Below are 20,334 nucleotides of genomic sequence, written 5' to 3' on the forward strand. Positions count from 1 at the left end.
GGAGGCGTAAATGTCAGGATATCTAACAACTCATGTGCTCGATACAGCGCGCGGCTGCCCTGCGGCAGGCTTGAAGATCGAATTATTTCGAATTGAGGGCGATGCTCGCAAATATCTACGTAGTGCTGTTACGAACAGCGATGGCCGAACCGATGAGCAGATACTTCCAGCTTCCGAGTTTTTGGTCGGGACTTATGAACTCGTCTTCCATGCGGGAGCATACTTTGATGCTACGGCCGTGCCGCCTGAAGAGCCACGCTTTCTTGATGTGGTTCCGTTGCGGTTCGGCATATCCGAGGCAGCACACTATCATGTGCCGCTGCTGCTCTCGCCGTTTGGATATTCTACCTACCGTGGCAGTTAAGAGGGCATTTCTGTGGTGATGTGATCAACCATAAAGTCGATAAACAACCTAGCCTTAGGATCTTGCTTGCGGCGGTGCATATAAAGGCAAGCAAGCTGAATCGGCAAAGGAGGCTCGCTCTCTAGTACGGGAACAAGCCGCCCATTTGCCAAGTGCTCGTGAACCTCAAAAACCGGCTTCAGTATGATACCGTTTCCCTCAAGCGCCCAGTTTGTAAGGATTTCGCCATGGTCTGTTTCAAATGGCCCTGAAACAGTGACACGGCGGGCTCCTTCAGGTGACACCAAAGGCCATTGAAACTCTGGTGCGCCAGGGTACCGTAGATTCAGGCAATCATGCGCATCGGTTTTTAACTCGTCGCTGCTTTGTGGCATCCCCCGTGCTTTTATATAGTCGGGCGAGGCACATAGCACGCGGGGACAATCGGCAATCTTGCGAATGCGCAGGTTACTGTCCTCAGGCACACCTAAGAAAAACGCAGCATCAAGGCCCTCAGCAGCCAAATCAAGTTTTCGGTCTGACAGGCGCAACCTGATATTGATTAGCGGAAAAAGTGCATGAAACTTGGGAACAGCAGGGGCGATGAACTTCTGCCCCACCCCTAAGGGGGCTGCCACGTAAAGCGTCCCCCGCGGAGAACGGGTGATATCGTTGATGTCTGCTTCAGCCTCTTCGACGGCCTCGATGATCTTCAGGGCACCTTTGTAAAATGTGTTGCCTTGCTCTGTAGGGTTGAGCAAACGCGTCGTGCGTTGAAACAGCCTTACACCAAGATGATCTTCGAGTTGTGAGATACGGGAAGAGGCGACAGCCGCCGAAATTCTTAGATCTCGTGCCGCAGCTGACATATTGCCAAGCTCAAAAACCCTTACAAAGGTCTGAATATTGTCCAGATAGGCCATCTATTGTTCGACTTTTTTTGAAGCTGCTTGGAAGTTTTCTAGAATACACGTTAAGTGGCTTGTAAGCTAGCTTCCAGTGGAAAAGCCTAAGGAAACAAAATGCACGAATTTGCTATCATGTGGGAATGGATTTCGTTTGCGGTCCGTTGGCTACATGTCATCACGGCAATCGCTTGGATTGGTTCGTCTTTTTATTTTATCGCGCTTGATTTGGGATTGCGAAAGGGGCTGCATTTGCCCGTAGGCGCGCATGGCGAAGAGTGGCAGGTGCATGGCGGTGGCTTTTATCACATCCAGAAATACCTCGTAGCACCAGAAAATATGCCTGATCATTTGACGTGGTTCAAATGGGAAAGCTATGCGACATGGCTCTCGGGAGCTGCTCTTTTGATGATCGTCTATTGGGTCGGTGGCGAGCTTTATCTGATAGATGCATCCAAAGCAGATTTGAGCCTCTTACAAGGCATCCTGATTTCTGCTGGCTCGCTCACAATCGGTTGGGTGGTTTACGATTTCCTCTGCAAATCGAGACTTGGAGAAAAACCGACGATCCTGATGCTTCTTCTCTTCACTCTGCTTGTTGTGATGGGCTGGGGATATGATCAGATATTCACAGGTCGCGCGACGCTTTTGCATCTCGGTGCGTTCACGGCAACAATTATGACAGCCAATGTTTTCGCCATCATCATGCCTAACCAGCGCATCGTCGTGAAAGATTTGCAAGAAGGCCGAGTGCCTGATGCAAAGTACGGCAAGATCGCAAAGCTGCGTTCAACGCATAACAACTACCTGACACTACCTGTTATCTTTCTTATGCTCTCCAATCATTACCCGCTGGCCTTTGCGTCCGAGTATAATTGGATTATTGCCGCTTTGGTCTTTTTGATGGGAGTGACTATCCGTCACTATTTCAACAGCTTACATGCCCGTGCAGGCAATCCGATCTGGACATGGCTTGTCACGGCGCTCCTCTTTCTGGCAATTATCTGGCTCTCAACAGCACCGCTGAAATACAACACCGTTGAAGATGCCGAAGTGCGTGGGTTGACCAAAACGGAACAGGTATTCGCAAGTGCCGAGGGTTTTGATGAAATTCAGGATATCGTTTTGGGGCGATGCTCTATGTGCCATGCGCGTGAAACCTTTTATGAAGGCGTGCGCATCGCTCCCAAAGGCATTCACCTTGAAACCACGGCGGATATTGTTAGTCATGCCCGCGAGATCTATTTACAAGCAGGCATGACACGGGCAATGCCGCCCGCAAATGTCACCTTCATTGAGCCCGAGGAACGTGCTCTGATCGTGAAATGGTATCGCAACGCCGCAAGGAACGTTCCATTTTTCCTCGCTTCAAACTAAAGTTCCACAGCCGAGTTCATAACCCCATCAAAGCCTGATCAAAGGGATAGGTTGTGAGGTTTTCATAACCATCTTCAGTGATTAAGACCTGATCTTCAAGTTTGATCGAGAAATCTCCGCCAACCGCGCCAACAGCTGCTTCGACACATAACACCATACCCGGCTCCAGAGCGTAATCAAAAGCGCCCGGAACAGCTTTATCCGGGTAAGCAACGAGCGGCCATTCATCACACAAGCCAACACCGTGCATCAGGCAGCCGTATTTTTGCGCCTGAAACTGGTCATCAAGACGATGACTGTTGGCCGAAAGCTCAGGGATCGTGATGCCCGGTTTCAGCATCTCCATATTGGTCATGATGTGCTCATGTGCGTGCTGCATTGCATAGATCATATCTGGCCGGGGTTTTTTATCACCGATCCACCATGTCCTGCTGATATCAATGCAAATTCCGTAAGAGCCGATAAGGTCAGTATCAAAAGCCACAATCTCGTTGTTCTGTACAATACGCGGTCCGCACTCCTGAAACCAGGGGTTGGTGCGCGGCCCCGAGGCTAATAGGCGGGTTTCGATCCATTCGCCACCGCGTTTAATGTTTTCGGCATGTAGTACGGCCCAGATATCATCTTCCGATACAGTTCCACTGGCAACATTATCGCGCGCAAAGTCTTCCATCGCTTTTACAGCTGTCTCGCAAGCATGGTTGGCACAGCGCATCGCCAGTATCTCGTCTGGCCCCTTTACAGAGCGCGTTTTCTCGGTGACTTCTTCACCTTCCATAATTTCAAAGCCCTGTGCCTCAAGCGCGCGATAGCCATGCAGCATGGCCTTATCAACCGCGAGTCGCTTGTTCGTGCCCGCATGCTCCTCCATCAATATGCGCACCTCATTGGCAAAAATATCTGCTGCTACATCCAGTTTGTCGCCACGGTCGAAATAAAACAAATCGGCGCCCGAGCGTTGCTCGCGTACCAGCGGATTGAACTCCGACAGAAAGGGGGAGTTCTTATAATCCCAAATCACCATATAGCCATCGGCACAGAGCAAAACGGCTCGAAACGGATTGTGCGTGTTCCAAAGCTGCATGTTGGTGCTGTCCGTGGCGTAGCGGATATTGAGCGGATCAAACATCAGAAGCCCGCCATATCCTCTCTGAACGATGGCTTGTGTGAGCCGCTTCCAACGAAAATCCCGCATCACTTCAAGGTTGGGTGGTGTTAGGCCGGCGGCCTCCCATTCCCGAAATGCCAATTGTGTTGGCCCGATCTCGACACGGTTGTTGTCGTTTGGTGTGCCGTCAGCCAGAACCACGCCTTTTGTCGGATCGATTTTACGAGTGTCCCGATAGTTTTTGTTCATCGTAGAGCCTCCATTTAGACAACTCTGCGAAGTATACGTTTTTCAAGCCAGCTTGTTTGCGCCCCGCATGCGTCGTTTTTGTATAGTAGGGGCGCGCTGATTAGCACCGGACTCTGCCTTTATGCGCAAGTGCCAACGATGAAGAAGCGTCAGCCAAGGACAAACACCAAGGCTCTGGAAAGTCGTCATATAAACCGACAGTCGCGGGTCTCAACCGTCGATTCTTGCCCCCATGATCGCAAGCGATTGCTGGTAAACAGTCGCCGCGTTCCATTCCTTTAACACGGCGTAGTTTGGCTGTCCTTGTTGGTAGCCTTGTCCAGGTTTCCAGCCTTTTTGGCGTAAAAAATTAGCTGTCGAGGCGAGCGCATCTGATTGATTGTAGAAGTCGACGACTCCATCACCGTTACCATCAATACCATATCTCAAAGCATTCCCTGGTAAAAACTGGGTATGACCGAGCTCTCCGTGCTTTGCGCCCTTTGTGCTTGAACTGATCGAGCCTTGATCAACCAACCTCAGTGCTCCAATCGCATGGGGTTCAAAAAAAGCCGAGCGGCGGCAATCATAGGTCAACGTAACGATCGCGGAAACGACCTCGGTATCCCCCATAAAACCGCCAAAGGCAGTTTCCATTCCGTGAATGGCAATAATTACGCCCGCAGGCACGCCGAAGTGTTTCTCAAGGCTGGCATAGAAACTGGCATTTTGCGCCTTACGCTTGCGGCCTTGTGCGATAATTGTGTCGGTCCCGCGCACTTGCATGAACTTTTCCAAGCTATACTTAAAGCTCTTCTGATTGCGGTCAGCTGCTATCGTTCTGTTGGCATATGTTGAATTAGCAAGCGCTTGCAGCCCTCGCGCCTGGACTCCCGCGTTCTGTGCCGTTTTAGAGAAATCAGCTTTCCAGGCATCGAAGCCCGAAGATGTGTTTCCACAGGGAGCAGCGAAGGAGGGAGAAGCAAAAAAAACACTGATAATGAGAGATTTGACAGAAGCACGCATATGACAATCCAGTTTGTGAATATTCTTATAGATAACGTAGCGCATTGCCCCGTTATTTCCAGAAATTTAACGCGCGGAAGCCAGTGCAAGGCCGCTAGCAACGGCTGTGAGAGCGTTTTGAGCGTCAAGCCGCGCATTGGGGCAGAGCGTGGATAGCTCGGATTGAAGCAGGTTCATGAGCGAACTGCCGCCAACCAACACGACACGGGTGATGTCGTATGTTGGAACATCGGCGAGCTTCAGTGCCGCATGTGCACTTTGCCTTATGTCTGAGACGAGTGGTGTGAGCGCAGAATTCAGAACGCCCAAGGGGATGGTTACATTCAGGCCGGTTTCAACCATCGACAGGTTGATCTTGGCGTTCGCAATCTCGTCATTGCCAGCTATTTTTCCGCGTTCGACTGCGAAGGCAACATCGTGCCCTAGTTCATACTCCAGCACGCTAACAAGACGTGCGAGCTTGTCTGGCTCTTTAGCAAACTGGGCTAAGTCAGCCGCCAACTTGCGTGTTTCGGGCGCATAGACAAAGGGGATGAGTTGCCATGTGGCCAGCTCATTAAATATTCGCCTAGGGGCAGTGTGCGTTTCGGGGCCAAAGCTGTTGCGAATCTCGCTGCCTGCGCCAAACATGGGCATGACGGTTTCAATGCTGATCTGTCGGTCGAAGTCCGTACCCCCGAGGCGTAGGCCGTGTGACACGAGTATGTTGGTTTCACCTGCGGCATCTTGATGGAAAACGGTAAAGTCAGATGTGCCGCCGCCGATATCTGCTATCAGTCCGTAACCCTCCACATTGGAGGCGGCGCGTAAAGCGGCCACGGGTTCATGCATGAAGCGGACACTTTTGAAGCCTGCCTCAAGGTAACATGTACGTAAATCGTTCTCTGCTTGCGCATCACGGGCCATATCTGCCGAGTGAAAATAAACTGGGCGGCCAGAGAGAACCTCTGAGAATGTATACCCTGTGGCTGCTTCAGCCCGTTGTTTTATCTGCGCGATAAAGCGTGTGATGACCGAGGCAAAAGTGAGCCGCTCTCCACCCAGTCTACGCGACTCGTGCAAGAGAGGTGTTCCCAGCAGACTCTTGAGCGCGCGCAAGAAACGGCCTTCCTGACCATTGATCAGTGCGCGCACGGCGCGATGTCCGATTTGCATATTTTTAGTGTAAGGATCGAAGAAAACAGCCGTAGGCAGGGTGCTCTCGCCGGGCTCCAATTCGATCAGCCACGGTGCGCCGTTGACGCTGACGCCAGCGGCTGAGTTCGATGTTCCGAAGTCGATCCCGAGGGTGTGCATTTGCGTGGCTTTCAAGTGTGGAAAGTTGCGAAACATAGCCTAGATGGCCAATGCGTCAAGCCAATAGAAAAAGGCGCCCCGAGTGGAGCGCCTTTGACTTAAGTTTCAATTGCTTAGCAGCTATAATACATGCCAAACTCTACAGGGTGAGGCGTGTGCTCATAGTGCTGCACTTCTTCCATCTTCAAATCGATATATCCTTCGATTTGATCCTTAGTGAACACGTCACCCGCAAGCAGGAAGTCATGGTCAGCTTTAAGGCAATCGAGCGCTTCGCGAAGTGAACCGCAAACTGTTGGAATGCCTTCGAGTTCTTCCGCAGGAAGATCATAGAGGTTTTTATCCATCGCTTCACCCGGGTCGATCTTGTTTTTGATCCCGTCCAGGCCAGCCATAAGCAGGGCTGCGAAGCACAGATATGGGTTGGCTGAAGGGTCAGGGAAGCGAGCCTCAACACGCTTGGCTTTGGGCGATTCAGTCCATGGAATGCGAACACAGCCCGAACGGTTGCGCGCAGAGTAGGCGCGCAGAACCGGTGCTTCAAACCCTGGGATCAAACGCTTGTAGCTGTTTGTTGATGGGTTGGTGAAGGCGTTGAGCGTTTTCGCGTGTTTCAGGATGCCGCCAATAAAATAGAGCGCTTCTTGGCTCAAGTCTGCATATTTGTCGCCCGCAAACAAGGGTTTGCCATCTTTCCATATAGACATGTTCACGTGCATGCCTGTTCCATTGTCACCGTAAATTGGCTTAGGCATAAAGGTGGCTGATTTGCCGTAAGCATGCGCCACGTTATGGATTACATACTTATATTTCTGGATTTCATCGGCTTGTTTTGTCAGCGTGCCGAAAATCAGACCAAGCTCATGCTGACAGCTGGCAACTTCGTGGTGATGCTTGTCAACTTTCATACCGAGGCTCTTCATCGTTGAGAGCATCTCCGAACGCAGGTCTTGCGCATCGTCAATCGGGTTTACAGGGAAGTAACCGCCCTTGAGCCCGGGGCGGTGGCCTGTGTTGCCCATCTCGTACTCGGTGTCAGTGTTCCACGAACCATCGATCGCATCAACTTCGTATGATACTTTGTTGATCTTGTTTTCAAAGCGCACGTCATCAAAGATGAAAAACTCGGCCTCAGGGCCCATGTAGGCAACGTCACCAATTCCAGATTCGATCAAGTATGACTCGGCTTTTTGTGCCGTTCCACGCGGGTCGCGACCATAGGACTCGCCTGTGTCTGGCTCAACAATTGAGCAGTGAAGGCAGAGCGTTTTCTCGGCATAAAATGGGTCGATATATGCGCTGTCAGTAGCCGCGATCAATTTCATGTCGGAGTTTTCAATGGACTTCCAGCCAGCGATAGAAGATCCGTCAAACATAAAGCCTTCTTCAAGGAAGTCTTCGTCAACCAGATCGACATCGACAGTTACGTGCTGAAGTTTGCCTCGGATATCTGTAAAGCGGATGTCGACGTAAGCGACTTCTTCATCTTTTAGCGTCTTGAGAACGTCTTTAATACTCATTCGCTTGGTCCTTCTCGTTTTGGAAATGTTTGGATTACAGTGCTTCTGGACCAGTCTCGCCCGTCCGGATACGGACGGCTTGCTCGACTGGGGAGACGAAGATCTTGCCATCGCCGATCTTGTCGGTTTTGGCAGCGTCAACAATGGCTTCAATGGCTTGGTCAACCAAATCATCGTCGATAACTATTTCAAGTTTTACCTTAGGGAGAAAATCGACAACATATTCTGCGCCACGGTAAAGTTCAGTATGGCCTTTTTGACGGCCAAAGCCCTTAACTTCGATCACAGAAAGCCCCTGCACGCCGACGTCTTGCAGCGCCTCTTTGACTTCATCGAGCTTGAATGGCTTGATAATCGCTTCGATCTTTTTCATCGTAAGAGCCCCTTGGATATTGGTCACAGACTTGAGACCACTTTTCAGCCAGAGGCTCAAACGAATAGGGTGTTCTTAAGGCGGGACATGCTTGCCACATTGATGTATGCCTATTTTTTAGTCGATAGGCATAAAATTATGGCAACCATGAATCGGAGGGTGCGATGCATGACAGACATACTCACAGCGGCCCTGATACGAGCGAGAGAGCCGGCCGTGATTGAGTCGGGGCAGGGCACTGGTTTGGAGTAGATGGAGTGCGCAGGTGCAGAATAGGCCGATCGGCTTTGCCTGTATGGTATAATCATGACATATCATGCCTCTCAGCCAATTCACATCGTGCCGCATCTATCGGATGCTAAGTTGGACATCGTTGATACTGGACTTTAGGGGGCAAAGATGAGCCGAGCACCAAAGCAAATCAATCAAAGCGTAGTTCGCATGGCAGGATTGCGCAAAGATAAGGATCACAAATTCGATTATGGTCATGCGCTCCTTTTGTCAGGCGGAGCGGGGAAAACCGGCGCAGCGCGTCTTGCTGCAAGAGGTGCGTTGCGGATCGGCGCGGGGATAGTGACGCTTGGCGTGCCCGGATCGGCGCAGATGGAGGTGGCGTCGCATGTGACTTCGATTATGCTGACGCGTGCTGGAACGGGTGAGGAGTTGTTGGGGGTTTTGCGAGATAAACGGATCAATGCGCTTTGCCTCGGGCCTGGGCTTGGGCTTGAACGGGCGCGCGAACTTGTGCCTTTAGCGCTTGGTTTCAAGCGGGCAACAGTGCTCGATGCAGATGCGTTGAGTGCCTTCAAGAGTGATCCGACTGAACTGTTTTGTATGCTACATGACAAGTGCGTTCTCACGCCTCACAGCGGAGAGTTTGAGCGGCTGTTTCCCGATATTGCGAAAAAATTGAGCCTCGTAACTGACGAGGGATCTACCTGCTCAAAGGCTGATGCCGCGAGGGAGGCCGCGGCTCGTGCGGGTTGTGTTGTGCTATATAAAGGGGCTGACACTATTATCGCCGCACCGGACGGAGCGTGCAGCCTTAATGAGGCCCGTTGTGAACGAGCAGTTCCGTGGATGGCCACGGCGGGAGCAGGGGATGTGTTGGCAGGCTTTATCACAGGGCTACTCGCACGCGGGTTCAGCCCGATGCAAGCCGCAGAAACGGGGGCGTGGCTGCATGTGGAATGCGCACGTAGTTTTGGTGCCGGCCTTATCGCCGAGGACCTGCCCGAAGAACTACCACAAGTTTTCAAACAGTTGGGTTTTTAAGCTGCGGCTCGCAGTGCGCCCTGTGTGAGCTCGCAAGCCAACTCAAGCCCGTCTGCATAAATGACATGTGTGGCGTCAAACACGAGTTGGAACAGTTTTGTGTTTTGAATGCCTGCGGTGCGGACAAACTCGCCATCAACTAGATCCTCGGCCGCGACAAGAGCCTGCTTTTGCCCCGTTAATGCCACTGACCGCCAGTCTCGCAGTAGCAGTTTTTGCTCTGCGGCGATCTTTGTGTCTTCGTCGGGTTTGTTATGGCCGAGCGAGCCGCCCATAATCCAGACCATTGCGCATTCAACTTCAAAAACATGAATCTCTCGCAAAACGGCCATGCCAGTATCTCGCGTGATTACACGGTCTCCCACGCTGAGAAACTCGACTGGCAATTCGCCATCCAAAGTTAGTATTTTACTGCCAATCACAAAGCCGGAGTGTCTGGATAGACTCCGAGTCTGCGCAGAGTCTTCTGCTGAAAAGGGCTTCATTTTGCACCCGTATGTTTTTACTGCCTCAGTTTTTTAGCTAGGATAAGGCAACAAACGGTAAATGTCGCGGCTTTTTTCTCTTGGTGCTTACAGTTTTCTCTCGCAAGCACCAAAGGGCTTTGTTAAAGACACTTTGATGCGGGTGTGGCGGAATTGGTAGACGCACCAGATTTAGGTTCTGGCGCCTTTGGCGTGGGGGTTCGAGTCCCTTCACCCGCACCAATTTGATTTTTGATCGTAGATGATACAAAGCAAAACGCCGCCCCGAAAGGAGCGGCGTTTGTTGTTTCAGAATGCAGCAGCTGCTCAGAAGCCGAGGCCTTCGTATTTCTTTTTGAACTTCGATACGCGTCCGCCAGCGTCGAGCAGGCGCGAGTTGCCGCCTGTCCAAGCAGGGTGCACCGTCGGGTCGATATCAAGTGAAAGCGTGTCGCCTTCTTTGCCCCATGTTGAGCGCACCTTGAATGTCGAGCCATCGGTCATTTTGACTTCGATGAAGTGGTAATCGGGGTGAATTTCTTTTTTCATGGTCTCTCTCCCGCTTACGCTTCTGCGCGTGGCTTGTAGTTGGTGACTTCTGCGATACGTGCAGATTTGCCGCGACGTGCGCGAAGATAGTAAAGTTTGGCGCGACGAACGCGACCGCGGCGCACAACTGTGATCTCGTCGATGTTTGTCGAGTGGAGCGGGAAAACCCGTTCTACACCTTCGCCGAAGCTGATTTTGCGCACGGTAAACGAGCCGTCGATGCCTTTGCCGTTTTTACGGCTGATGCAAACGCCTTCGTAGTTTTGCACACGTGTGCGCGCGCCTTCGGTTACTTTGAAGCCGACGCGGATTGTGTCGCCAGCTTTGAAGTCGGGGATGTTTTTCCCCAGCTCAGCAATCTGCTCAGCTTCAATTTCTCTCAGAAGGTCCATTGACCATCTCCTAATATTGCTCGTGGTTTTCCCACGAAGTTTTCTCGCGTCCTGTCGCTCCGTGTCTTCTCTCGGGTCCGCAATTTGCGCCCGCCGGAGTCAGTCCGACATTGCTTGTCATCGCTTTTGTGCAAAGAGATGCGCCGAAGAAAGCGCACAGCACAAATTGCCCAGAGCCACAAAAGTGATTCCGAACTTGCGCGTTCTAGGCGTGATAGAGCTTTAGATCAAGGCTTATCGGAGGCTTTTCTGTCCAAATGCGCCTGCCACATATCTGGTCGGCGGGCTTTGGTGATCTCTTCAGACATGTGTTTGCGCCATTTGGCGATTTCGCCATGATGGCCTGACATGAGCACATCGGGAATGTCGCGGCCGTTCCATTCGGCCGGTTTGGTATATTGCGGATACTCCAGCAGGCCGTTCGAGTGGCTTTCTTCCTCGGCGCTTTCAGCATTGCCGAGCACTCCGGGGATCAGGCGCACAGAGGCATCGAGCAGCGCTTGCGCGGCGATTTCACCACCTGTCAGGACATAATCGCCCATAGATACCTCAACCACGCCATACTGCTCCAGAACCCGCTCATCTACCCCTTCAAAGCGTCCGCAAAGAAGTGTAACGCCTTGGCCTGCCGCGAGGCTTTTGGCCATGGCTTGCGTGAAGGGCTTTCCTCGGGGGCTCATATAAATAAGGGGGAGAGGCGCTTGCGCGCGCTTTCGGGCCGCTTCAATCGCGGCACTCACAACATCGGCGCGAAGCACCATGCCCGCACCGCCGCCTGCGGGGGTGTCATCGACATTGCGGTGTTTGCCGATCCCGAAGGGGCGCAGATCAATCGCATCAAGCTGCCACAGCCCGTCTTTAAGCGCCTTGCCTGTGAGGCTTTGGCCCAGCACGCCCGGGAAGGCATCGGGGAACAGGGTGATCACTTGTGCAGTCCAGACATTGGCAAGTTGCTCGTCTTCCATCAATGCACGAGGCTTGAAAGAGGGGCGGATCGCCTTGCGACCGTGCGATTTATTCTGGGTTTTTTCGGGCGTATCACTCATGAGGCAGGCTTAGCGCTCAAGGCGAAGCATGTCACGGGTGATAATGATCTTCTCGTAACGCCGAAGGTAGCTCATTCCGAGAAGGGAGCCTGAAAGCTCACCTTCGTTAACATAGGCCCGCACATTCTCGTCGGTGATGCCATCGACATCAAAACTAGCGAGGACGACAGGGGCAATTCGCACCGTGCCGTTGGCCGTATTGGCTGTGTGTATATAGGCCAACCGATCGGCATCGAGTCCTGCGCGGGCAGCATCTTCCTGACTGAGCACGATGCCCGACGCTCCGGTATCGACAACAAATTGAACTTCAGTGCCATTGATCTGTGCGGTGAGGTAGTAGTGCCCGTTTGCTTCACGCGGCAGTTCAATGACGCCTTGAGATAGGTTTACGCTCTGAGTGTTACGAAAAGGTGAAACCAGCGTGTCGCCGAAGTTGAAGATGGCAAGGGCAACAGTCAGAACCATAATCCAGCGCATTATTTCCCGTCCCAAGGGGGTCATCCCCTCGCGTTGGGGCCAGAGCCGCCAGAGCGCCAGCGCGGAAACAACCAACGCCAGAACAAAGAGGCCGCCCCAAAGCCCCATGGCTTAAACGCTAACGAAGCTGAAGTCGCGCAAGCCGTCGAGCACGAACTGCACCGCAAGAGCGGCGAGCAACATCCCGAGAAGGCGCGTGGCCACGTTGATGCCGGTCTTTCCTAGGGCCCGCTCAAGCAGGGCCGAGGCCTGCAATGAAATGAAAACAACAAGGAGCACAACCGCTGTCATGCCGATTACGGTGAAAGTGCCAGTAATACCTGGCACTTGGCCGGCCAGCAGGATCACCGTGGCAATCGCTCCCGGGCCAGCCAGCAAAGGCACGGCAAGCGGAAATACCGACGGATCATGGCTTGGGTCGGGTTCGTCACCGGCCTGATCTTCGCGGCGCTTGGTGCGGCGCTCAAACAGCATTTCAAGGGCGGTGAGGAACAAGAGAATACCACCTGCCACGCGAAATGCGGGCATAGAGATACCTATGAAATGCATGAGGGCTTCGCCAAAGACAGTGAACGCCGCGAGGATGAAGAATGCTACGAGGCATGCTCTGAGCGCGATCCGGCGGCGCTGTTGCGCTGGCGTGCCTTGGGTCATGGTCGCGAAAATGGGAGTTAGGGCGATCGGGTCAATGATTACAAAAAGCGTGGCGAAGGCTGAAATAATGAAGGCTGTGGTGATCATGCTTCGGCCTCCTCAAGTTTTGCCAGGGCGCTTTCCCAGAGCGATTCTGCACGTTTAAGGGCTGTTTTCAACTCGCTGTCTTTGCGCTGAAGCTCGGGAACGGCGTGTTTGCGCTCTGAATAGAGCGTTGGATCGGCCAGCATTTCGTCCATGCGGGCGCGCATTCTTTCAAGTTTTTCAACGCGCTCTTCACATTTTCTGACCTCGGAGCGCAGTTCCAGAACAGATTGGCGCGGCGCGCGTTTGGGCTTGGCCGGCTTTTGCGCCTCAATCTTTTTTTCAGATTTTTTTTCAGGCGCTCCAAGCAGCATGCCGCGGTAGGTTTCGAGATCGCCCTGATAAGGATTGACCGCGCCGTCTTTGACCAGCCAGAGGCGGTCGGCGACAAGGCTTAGGAGGTGCATATCGTGGCTGACAAGAATGACCGCGCCTGTGTAGGCGGTGAGGGCCTCAACCAGCGCTTCGCGGCTTTCGATATCAAGGTGGTTTGTCGGCTCATCGAGGATGAGCAGATGCGGAGCATCAATTGTGGCGAGCATGAGCGAAAGCCGCGCCTTTTGGCCGCCCGAAAGCTTACCCACCAGTGTTTCGGCCTGTTCCGAGCCGATCCCGAAGCCGCCAAGGCGGGCACGCAGGCGCGGGGGTGTTTCCGTGGGGCGCAAGCGGCGGATGTGGTCAATCGGGGTTTCATCAATGTGCAGCTCGTCTACCTGATGCTGGGCGAAGAAGCCGACACGCAGCTTGGAAGAGGTCACCATCTGGCCGCGCATAAGCTCAAGCCGCCCGGAAAGCAGCTTGGAGAGCGTTGACTTGCCCTCACCGTTACGGCCCAGAAGCGCGATGCGGTCATCCTGGTCAATGCGCAGATCAAGGTTTGAGAGGATCGCCTTGCCGTCATAACCTACAGCGCCGCCTTCGATGCGGATGATCGGCGGCGAAAGCTCTTCGGGCGAGGGGAAGGTGAAGCGCTTGAGCGCAGCTTCCTGCGGGGTTGTGATTGGCTTGAGCTTGGCGATGGCCTTGATGCGGGACTGGGCCTGAACGGCCTTGGAGGCTTTCGCACGGAAGCGATCAACGAAGCTCTGGAGATGAGCCTTGCGGGCTTCGATCTTTTTGTTCTCGGAGGCCGCCACAGCGAGCCGCGCGGCACGGGTTTCTGCGAAGGTGTCGTAGGGGCCTTGGTAGAGCGTCAGTTTTTTGTCTTCCAAGTGCAGGATCGCGCCGACTGCGCGGTTCAGCAACTCGCGGTCGTGGCTGACGATCAGCACGGTATGGGGGTATTTCGCCAGATAGCTTTCAAGCCAAAGCGCACCTTCTAGGTCGAGATAGTTTGTCGGCTCATCGAGCAGCAGGAGATCGGGTTCGGAGAAGAGCACCGCCGCCAGCGCGACGCGCATCCGCCAGCCACCCGAGAAGGCCGAGCAGGGCTCGTGCATTTCATCGGCGGTAAAGCCAAGGCCGCGCAGGATGGTTGACGCGCGGGCCTCGGCGCTCCAGGCGTCGATATCGGCAAGGCGGGTCTGCACTTCGGCAATGCGGGCGGGGTCTGTGCTGGTGTCAGCCAGAAGCGCTGCGCGCTCGGTATCAGCGGCCAGAACCGTGTTGAGCAGCGAGACTTCGTTGCCGGGCACTTCCTGAGCCACGCCGCCGATGCGGGCACGCGAGGGTAGGGTGAAGGAGCCCGTATCAAGCGGCATTTCACCACGGATCACGCGGAACAGCGTGGTCTTGCCCGTGCCGTTGCGCCCGACGAGGCCAACTTTGTGACCTGTCGGTATGGTGACCGAGGCATCTTCGATGAGTGTGCGGCCTGCGACCGAGTATGATATGTTTTCAAGCTTGAGCATCCGCGCGACTTAGCAGAGCCTTGCGTGCCTTGCTAGAGGCGAAGCGCAAGGGCATGAAAGCATCCACACGAATACTTGTGAGGCGGAGGAAAGAGGCGTAACCCTCTACAAGTCAAACACAGGTTAACAAAAATGCAGCCGCGCCAGCCAAAACTGATTACGCTCATACTGCTGACAGCGATTTCTGTGCTGTCGCTCAATATGTTCTTGCCCTCGCTGGCGCAGATGGCGGGCAGTTTAGAGGTGAGCTACGCCGTGATATCGGTTGCGGTGGGCGGATATATGGTTGTCTCCTCCGTGTTGCAGCTGATTATCGGGCCGCTTTCGGATATGTACGGGCGCAGGCCTGTGATCCTTGCGGGGATGGCTATTTTTACGCTCGCCTCCCTTGGCTGCTATCTGTCGAGCAATGTCTGGCTGTTTCTGGCGTTCCGGATGACACAGGGCGCGGTAATCTCGGGGATGGTTCTCAGCCGTGCTGTGGTGCGCGATATTGCTCCGCCTCAGGAGGCTGCAAGGCTTTTGGGTGTGATCGGAACGGCGATGGCGCTGGCTCCGCTGATGGGGCCTGTTTTGGGCGGCTTTCTGGGGGAGACTTTTGGCTGGCGCTCCAACTTTATCGCCTATGCGCTTATGGGCGCCGTTATGCTGGCTCTGTCCTGGCGCGACCTGGCGGAGACAAATCTCACCCCTTCGGACAGCTTTACCGCACAGTTCCGCTCCTACCCCGAGCTTGTGAAAAACAAGGTTTTCTGGGCCTATTGCCTGTGCCTGATTGGCTCTGTGGGCGGATTTTACGCCTTTCTCGGCGGAGCGGCTCTTGTTGGAGAAGGGCTCTTTGGTCTTACGCCCTCGCAGCTTGGCATTGGTATCGGTTCGATCTCGGCGGGCTTTATGCTTGGCAACTTTCTGACAGGTGCGCTTTCAGGTAAAGTAAGTATGCTGGAGCTCATGCTTTGGGGGCGCTTGTCAGCCACCTTCGGGCCACTTGCGATTATCTGCATCATGGCGCTTGGCGCGATGAACTTCTGGGTGATGTTTGTAGGGGCGATCTTTGTCGGCCTTGGCAACGGGCTCACGCTGCCTGCGGCCAACGCGGGGGTGATGTCGGTTAACCCGAGGCTGGCGGGAAGCGCTTCGGGGCTTTCCGGCGCGATTACTATCATGGGTGGGGCAGGGGCCACGGCGCTCACAGGTGCTCTTGCGGGCGGACCTCTCGGGGCCTTTGTGCTCCTTGGGTTGATGGCGGCAAGTTCGGGCATCGGGCTGTTGGCAGTGCTCTGGATCGGACAGCTGGAGCGCGCTTAACTAGCGCTTTTCAAACGCTATGCCGCGTGATAGCAGAGCGCCAAATCAACCTTCATCAAAGCAACAGGAGCCTTAGCACATGGCCATTCAACGCACATTCTCGATCATCAAACCAGACGCAACAAAGCGTAACCTCACAGGCAAGATTGCCGCGAAATTCGAAGAAGCGGGTCTACGCATCGTCGCGTCAAAGCGCATCCAGCTGACATTGGCACAAGCCCAGCAGTTTTACGGTGTTCACAAAGACCGCCCCTTCTTTGGCGAGCTTTGCGAATTCATGATCTCCGAGCCTATCGTTGTTCAGGTTCTGGAAGGTGAAGACGCGATTGCAAAAAACCGTGAAGTTATGGGCGCAACAAATCCGGCTGACGCGGCTGACGGCACAATCCGCAAAGAGTTCGCTCTTTCAATCGGTGAAAACTCGGTTCACGGTTCGGACGCGCCTGAGACAGCGGCAGAAGAAATTGCCTTCTTCTTCTCGGGTCTTGAGCTTGTAGGCTAAGCCTTCTTTTCGACCACACCGATCGCATCAAGGGCCGCCTCAAGCTGAGAGCGGCCCTTATCATGCTTGCTGGCTTTCAAAGCATCAAAAGCCATGCGAAGTTCTTGTTTTTCCTTACCTTTACAGTCATTCCACGGGCGGCCCTGAAGGGCCATATGCAAGACGTAGTAACCGATGAAGTGGGGGCGTGTGCCTGTCGCAAGCAGCCGAGCGTAGGCCGCGTCTGCGCCAAGCGTGCGCAGTTCTTCGGCCGAGGAAATGCCTGCCTTGAGAAAAGCGGCTTCCATGGCAGGGCCGAGATTGCGGATGCTGGATATGGGCGTGCTCATGGTGCGAGTTTAAGACGCGGCACGCGGGCTGTCACCTTAAAGCGAGGCGTAGTCGGTGATGACAGGCTTTTTTGGGTTCGGGCGCGGTGTGGGGCGCTCGCGGGCCTCTTTGGGGGCAGGGGTCTGTGGCTGTGAAGTTGGCATGGTGGCCTCCTCATGGCATTTGCTAGATTGGTTAAAATTCGTGTCTAAATGTGCCGAGCAGGGGGCTGGAATGTGGCAAAATTGTGAAACGCCATGAGGCGTGACCTGTGAGGCACAATTTTTGCACAAACAACAGGTTTACGCGCTTGACGCGGGCAGGGGCTGCGCATATGACCTCCCTCACGCTTTGGAGCATCCGAAGTGTGCAGTGAGCGGTTGTAGCTCAGTTGGTTAGAGTACCGGCCTGTCACGCCGGGGGTCGCGGGTTCGAGCCCCGTCAACCGCGCCACACTGCACTTGAGGATGCCTTGAAGCCGATGCGCGGTTGTAGCTCAGCTGGTTAGAGTACCGGCCTGTCACGCCGGGGGTCGCGGGTTCGAGCCCCGTCAACCGCGCCACTTTTCTTTTCTAAGAGGTCTGAAATGCGAGACGCTTTGAAAAATATTTCATGGCTCGTCGTATTTATTTTGATGCTGACTTTGGGCCTCGCGCCGTTTGTTCCCGAACCGCATATCTGGGAAAAGTTGAAAATGTTATCTGCGGGCGAGTTGCGCGCGGGGATTGATGTTTTTGACCTCTTTATGCATGGCGCGCCGTTTCTTTTGGCGGGGGCGAAGCTGGTTGAGCAATTCACCCGCCCAACAAATTGATTCTCATTTTGCTGCTTAGGGGTTAAAGCTGTCTGAAACGCCCGAACAACAGAGCGAGCAGAGACATGGCCAATCCTTCAAAATACAAGATTGCAGCTGTCACCATGCTGCGCGACGACCTTTTTTTTCTGAAGATCTGGCTCGATTATTACGGCGAGATGCTGGGGCGGGAGAACTGCTACATCGTCAACCACGGGCATACCCCCGAGGTGGCCGAGATGGCCAAGGGGTGCAATATCATCGGTATTCCGGGCGACCATCATAAGAACTTCGATATGAAGCGCTGGCGACTTCTCAACAACATTGTCCAAGGGCTGAACGCTTACCATGACCATGTAATCGTGGGCGATGTGGACGAGCTTGTGGTGCTTGATCCCGAGCTTGGGAGCCTGCCTGACTTCCTTACAAAGCAAAAGCAGCGGCAGGTCATTACGCCTTTGGGGCTGGAAGTTATCCACAGGATAGACATTGAGGAAAAGCCGATTGAAAACAAGGTTCTCGGGCCGAGAACTCATGTAAGAATTGCGCCGCATTATTCCAAACCTTGTATCATTTCGGCGGGGGTCAAGATTGCCCGTGGGGGGCATTTTACCCAGTATGAGAAGATCAACGCGCCTGAGGGGCTTTATCTCTTTCACCTCAAGTTCTGCGACTTTGGCGAATACAGCCGCGCGATGGACCGTCGCAATGCGATTACCGAGGAAATCGGTGCAACCAAAAAGGAGGCGGCGATTGGCGGTCACTGGTTTGCCGATGCGCGCGGGGAAGATCGTGAAGTCTTTGAAACCATAGGAAAATTCCAGATGGAAGCGGGGTTTGACGTGAGCCCTTACCGTCAGGCCATGATCGACAGTTTCGAGCCGCGCGGGGACACGGGGTTTTATCACTTCGAGCGGCCTGATTATGAGGTGCAGTTCCAGCTTCCAGAGCGGTTTTCCGGGGTTTTCTGAACTGCGTTAACGAATGACCTGTAGGCGCTGATTCCAGGGGGGTGATATGCGTGCACAGGGCGTGCACCATGCGTGCACCGCCAAAACAGGGCTTTTCGACACCCCCCAAACGTAAACGCCGCGCACGGGCGGTTAGCTTCATGCGCGACGTTTGGTAAGGTTTGAGCCGTGTAAGCTTAAGCGAGCATCGCCATCGGGTTTTCGAGGTTGTCGACGATGTGCTTGAGCAACTCGGCCCCAAGCGCGCCGTCAATGACGCGGTGATCGACCGACATCGTGACCGACATGACGGTGGCCACGACCACTTCGCCCTCAGCATTTACCACCGGCTTTTTGATGCCTGCGCCCACGGCGAGGATGCCTGCGTGGGGCGGATTGACGATGGCATCGAAGTTGTCGATTCCCATCATACCGAGATTTGAAATGGCGAAGCTGCCGCCCTGATACTCGTGCGGCGCAAGTTTGCGGTCGCGCGCGCGGGCGGCGAGGTCTTTCATCTCGGTTGAAAGCGCGGAGAGTGATTTCATCTCGGCGTTCTGCAAGACGGGAGTGAAGAGGCCACCCTCGATCGCCACGGCCACGGCCACGTCGGAGGCTTTCATTTGGAGCACGCGATCACCTGCCCAGACGGCATTGGCCGAAGGCACGGCCTGAAGCGCGAGGGCTGTGGCCTTGATGATGAAGTCGTTGACCGACAGCTTCACGCCACGGCCCTCAAGCTGCTTGTTGAGCTGGGCGCGGAAAGCCATGAGCTCGTCAAGCTTGATATCGCGGCGCAGGTAGAAGTGCGGCACGGTCTGCTTGGCCTCGGTAAGGCGTGCGGCGATGGTTTTGCGCATTCCGTCGAGTTTGACTTCTTCGTAGTCGCGGCCCTCGTAGGCGCGGGCGACCTGATTGGCGCTCGGGCTTGTGGGCATGGCGGGTTTGTCTGCGGCAGGGGCTGTTGCGGCCTTTGGCGCTTCTGCGGCACCTGGCTTGGCGTCTTGCACGTCGGCTTTGACAATCCGGCCTTTGGGGCCCGAGCCTGTGACATTGGCCAGATCAAGGCCTTTGTCGGCGGCGATGCGGCGTGCGAGGGGCGAGGCGAAGATGCGCTCGCCGTCTTTTCTGGGCGCGGCGGGAGCAGCGGATGCAGTCCCGGATTTTGGCGCGGGGGCGGCCTCCGCTTTTTCTTCGTTGGCTGTTGGTGCGGCGTCTTTCTTGGGGGCTGCGCTTTTGCCGATGTCATCGGCGCTTTCGCCTTCTTCAAGCAGAACGGCGATGGCGGTGTTTACCTTCACGCCTTCGGTGCCTTCAGAAATAAGGATTTTGCCGATGACGCCTTCATCAACAGCTTCAAACTCCATTGTCGCTTTGTCGGTTTCGATCTCGCACATGATATCTCCGGAGGAGACGGTATCGCCTTCCTTGACGAGCCATTTTGCGAGTGTGCCTTCTTCCATCGTGGGCGAAAGGGCGGGCATGAGGATTTCTGTTGGCATGAC

22 protein-coding genes and 3 tRNA genes are annotated in these 20,334 nt (G+C 54.4%); 10 read left to right on the plus strand and 15 right to left on the minus strand.

All coding sequences use genetic code 11. From position 1 onward, the window contains the following. Positions 1 to 10: 10 nt before the first annotated feature. Positions 11 to 364 (plus strand): hydroxyisourate hydrolase, encoded by a 354-nt coding sequence (gene uraH / locus OE750_RS01720; RefSeq protein ID WP_263760709.1) that lies wholly within the window; start codon positions 11 to 13, stop codon positions 362 to 364. Here uraH and OE750_RS01725 read toward each other — a convergent pair. Beyond that, entirely contained in the window at positions 361 to 1,266 is a 906-nt protein-coding gene (locus tag OE750_RS01725; RefSeq protein ID WP_263760710.1) for a LysR family transcriptional regulator, read from the minus strand. The two genes, uraH and OE750_RS01725, sit on opposite strands and share 4 nt — an antisense overlap. A gap of 99 nt (positions 1,267 to 1,365) precedes the next feature. Between OE750_RS01725 and OE750_RS01730 the strand changes: the two genes are divergently transcribed. Beyond that, positions 1,366 to 2,625, plus strand: a complete 1,260-nt coding sequence (locus tag OE750_RS01730; RefSeq protein ID WP_263760712.1) for a urate hydroxylase PuuD — start codon at positions 1,366 to 1,368, stop codon at positions 2,623 to 2,625. Positions 2,626 to 2,641: 16 nt separating this feature from the next. Here the strand turns inward: OE750_RS01730 and dddP are convergent, their stop codons facing one another. From dddP to OE750_RS01755, 5 genes are all read right to left on the minus strand, one after another. Further along, a complete protein-coding gene (dddP, locus tag OE750_RS01735) occupies positions 2,642 to 3,982 on the minus strand; it encodes a dimethylsulfonioproprionate lyase DddP (RefSeq protein ID WP_263760714.1) in 1,341 nt (446 codons plus the stop codon). 210 nt (positions 3,983 to 4,192) lie between these two features. Continuing rightward, positions 4,193 to 4,987 (minus strand): lytic transglycosylase domain-containing protein, encoded by a 795-nt coding sequence (locus OE750_RS01740; protein WP_263761198.1) that lies wholly within the window; start codon positions 4,985 to 4,987, stop codon positions 4,193 to 4,195. A gap of 66 nt (positions 4,988 to 5,053) precedes the next feature. Further along, entirely contained in the window at positions 5,054 to 6,319 is a 1,266-nt protein-coding gene (locus tag OE750_RS01745; RefSeq protein WP_263760716.1) for an Hsp70 family protein, read from the minus strand. Between the two features lie 77 nt (positions 6,320 to 6,396). Further along, the gene (gene glnA, locus OE750_RS01750; RefSeq protein ID WP_263760718.1) at positions 6,397 to 7,803 is read right to left on the minus strand and encodes a type I glutamate--ammonia ligase; all 1,407 of its coding nucleotides are present in this window, start codon (positions 7,801 to 7,803) and stop codon (positions 6,397 to 6,399) included. Positions 7,804 to 7,837: 34 nt separating this feature from the next. Further along, positions 7,838 to 8,176, minus strand: coding sequence for a P-II family nitrogen regulator (locus OE750_RS01755; RefSeq protein ID WP_263760720.1), 339 nt, complete (start codon positions 8,174 to 8,176; stop codon positions 7,838 to 7,840). A gap of 441 nt (positions 8,177 to 8,617) precedes the next feature. Between OE750_RS01755 and OE750_RS01760 the strand changes: the two genes are divergently transcribed. Next, a complete protein-coding gene (locus OE750_RS01760; protein WP_263760722.1) occupies positions 8,618 to 9,451 on the plus strand; it encodes an NAD(P)H-hydrate dehydratase in 834 nt (277 codons plus the stop codon). Here OE750_RS01760 and OE750_RS01765 read toward each other — a convergent pair. Beyond that, positions 9,448 to 9,936 carry a Hint domain-containing protein gene (locus tag OE750_RS01765; protein WP_263760724.1) on the minus strand — a complete coding sequence of 163 codons (489 nt, stop codon included), beginning with the start codon at positions 9,934 to 9,936 and terminating at the stop codon, positions 9,448 to 9,450. The genes OE750_RS01760 and OE750_RS01765 overlap by 4 nt on opposite strands. 138 nt (positions 9,937 to 10,074) lie before the next feature. On the opposite strand from OE750_RS01765, the gene OE750_RS01770 reads away from it, so the two are divergent. After that, positions 10,075 to 10,158 (plus strand) — tRNA-Leu (locus OE750_RS01770). A gap of 84 nt (positions 10,159 to 10,242) precedes the next feature. Here OE750_RS01770 and rpmE read toward each other — a convergent pair. The 6 genes from rpmE to OE750_RS01800 form a co-directional block, all read right to left on the minus strand. Further along, the gene (gene rpmE, locus OE750_RS01775) at positions 10,243 to 10,464 is read right to left on the minus strand and encodes a 50S ribosomal protein L31 (RefSeq protein ID WP_263760726.1); all 222 of its coding nucleotides are present in this window, start codon (positions 10,462 to 10,464) and stop codon (positions 10,243 to 10,245) included. A gap of 14 nt (positions 10,465 to 10,478) precedes the next feature. Then, positions 10,479 to 10,856 (minus strand): 50S ribosomal protein L19, encoded by a 378-nt coding sequence (gene rplS / locus OE750_RS01780; RefSeq protein WP_263760728.1) that lies wholly within the window; start codon positions 10,854 to 10,856, stop codon positions 10,479 to 10,481. Between the two features lie 227 nt (positions 10,857 to 11,083). Then, positions 11,084 to 11,902: a tRNA (guanosine(37)-N1)-methyltransferase TrmD gene (gene trmD / locus OE750_RS01785; protein WP_263760730.1), complete on the minus strand. Its 819-nt coding sequence runs from the start codon at positions 11,900 to 11,902 to the stop codon at positions 11,084 to 11,086. 9 nt (positions 11,903 to 11,911) lie between these two features. Then, positions 11,912 to 12,487 (minus strand): TIGR02281 family clan AA aspartic protease, encoded by a 576-nt coding sequence (locus OE750_RS01790; RefSeq protein WP_263760732.1) that lies wholly within the window; start codon positions 12,485 to 12,487, stop codon positions 11,912 to 11,914. Between the two features lie 3 nt (positions 12,488 to 12,490). After that, complete coding sequence (locus tag OE750_RS01795) at positions 12,491 to 13,120, minus strand: MarC family protein (protein WP_263760734.1); 630 nt, start codon at positions 13,118 to 13,120, stop codon at positions 12,491 to 12,493. Next, entirely contained in the window at positions 13,117 to 14,967 is a 1,851-nt protein-coding gene (locus OE750_RS01800; RefSeq protein ID WP_263760736.1) for an ABC-F family ATP-binding cassette domain-containing protein, read from the minus strand. Before OE750_RS01800 ends, OE750_RS01795 begins: the two co-directional genes overlap by 4 nt. Positions 14,968 to 15,099: 132 nt before the next feature. On the opposite strand from OE750_RS01800, the gene OE750_RS01805 reads away from it, so the two are divergent. Together OE750_RS01805 and ndk are read left to right on the plus strand one after the other, a co-directional pair. Then, on the plus strand, positions 15,100 to 16,275 hold the full coding sequence (locus OE750_RS01805) for a multidrug effflux MFS transporter (protein WP_263760738.1): 1,176 nt from the start codon (positions 15,100 to 15,102) through the stop codon (positions 16,273 to 16,275). Positions 16,276 to 16,354: 79 nt separating this feature from the next. Next, the gene (gene ndk, locus OE750_RS01810; protein ID WP_263760740.1) at positions 16,355 to 16,777 is read left to right on the plus strand and encodes a nucleoside-diphosphate kinase; all 423 of its coding nucleotides are present in this window, start codon (positions 16,355 to 16,357) and stop codon (positions 16,775 to 16,777) included. Here the strand turns inward: ndk and OE750_RS01815 are convergent. Beyond that, a complete protein-coding gene (locus OE750_RS01815; protein ID WP_263760742.1) occupies positions 16,774 to 17,106 on the minus strand; it encodes a TfoX/Sxy family protein in 333 nt (110 codons plus the stop codon). The genes ndk and OE750_RS01815 overlap by 4 nt on opposite strands. A gap of 356 nt (positions 17,107 to 17,462) precedes the next feature. On the opposite strand from OE750_RS01815, the gene OE750_RS01820 reads away from it, so the two are divergent. The 4 genes from OE750_RS01820 to OE750_RS01835 all read left to right on the plus strand — a co-directional run bounded on the left by OE750_RS01820 (position 17,463) and on the right by OE750_RS01835 (position 18,850). After that, positions 17,463 to 17,539, plus strand: a tRNA-Asp gene (locus tag OE750_RS01820). 32 nt (positions 17,540 to 17,571) lie between these two features. Then, positions 17,572 to 17,648: transfer RNA gene (locus OE750_RS01825), tRNA-Asp, on the plus strand. A gap of 36 nt (positions 17,649 to 17,684) precedes the next feature. After that, positions 17,685 to 17,900 (plus strand): RND transporter, encoded by a 216-nt coding sequence (locus tag OE750_RS01830; protein ID WP_263760744.1) that lies wholly within the window; start codon positions 17,685 to 17,687, stop codon positions 17,898 to 17,900. A gap of 65 nt (positions 17,901 to 17,965) precedes the next feature. After that, positions 17,966 to 18,850 carry a glycosyltransferase family 2 protein gene (locus tag OE750_RS01835; protein WP_263760746.1) on the plus strand — a complete coding sequence of 295 codons (885 nt, stop codon included), beginning with the start codon at positions 17,966 to 17,968 and terminating at the stop codon, positions 18,848 to 18,850. Positions 18,851 to 19,026: 176 nt separating this feature from the next. Here OE750_RS01835 and OE750_RS01840 read toward each other — a convergent pair whose 3' ends face one another. Next, complete coding sequence (locus OE750_RS01840; RefSeq protein WP_263760748.1) at positions 19,027 to 20,331, minus strand: pyruvate dehydrogenase complex dihydrolipoamide acetyltransferase; 1,305 nt, start codon at positions 20,329 to 20,331, stop codon at positions 19,027 to 19,029. Between the last annotated feature and the right edge of the window lie 3 nt (positions 20,332 to 20,334).

The organism is Lentibacter sp. XHP0401, from assembly GCF_025751535.1.
Lineage (GTDB): Bacteria > Pseudomonadota > Alphaproteobacteria > Rhodobacterales > Rhodobacteraceae > Lentibacter.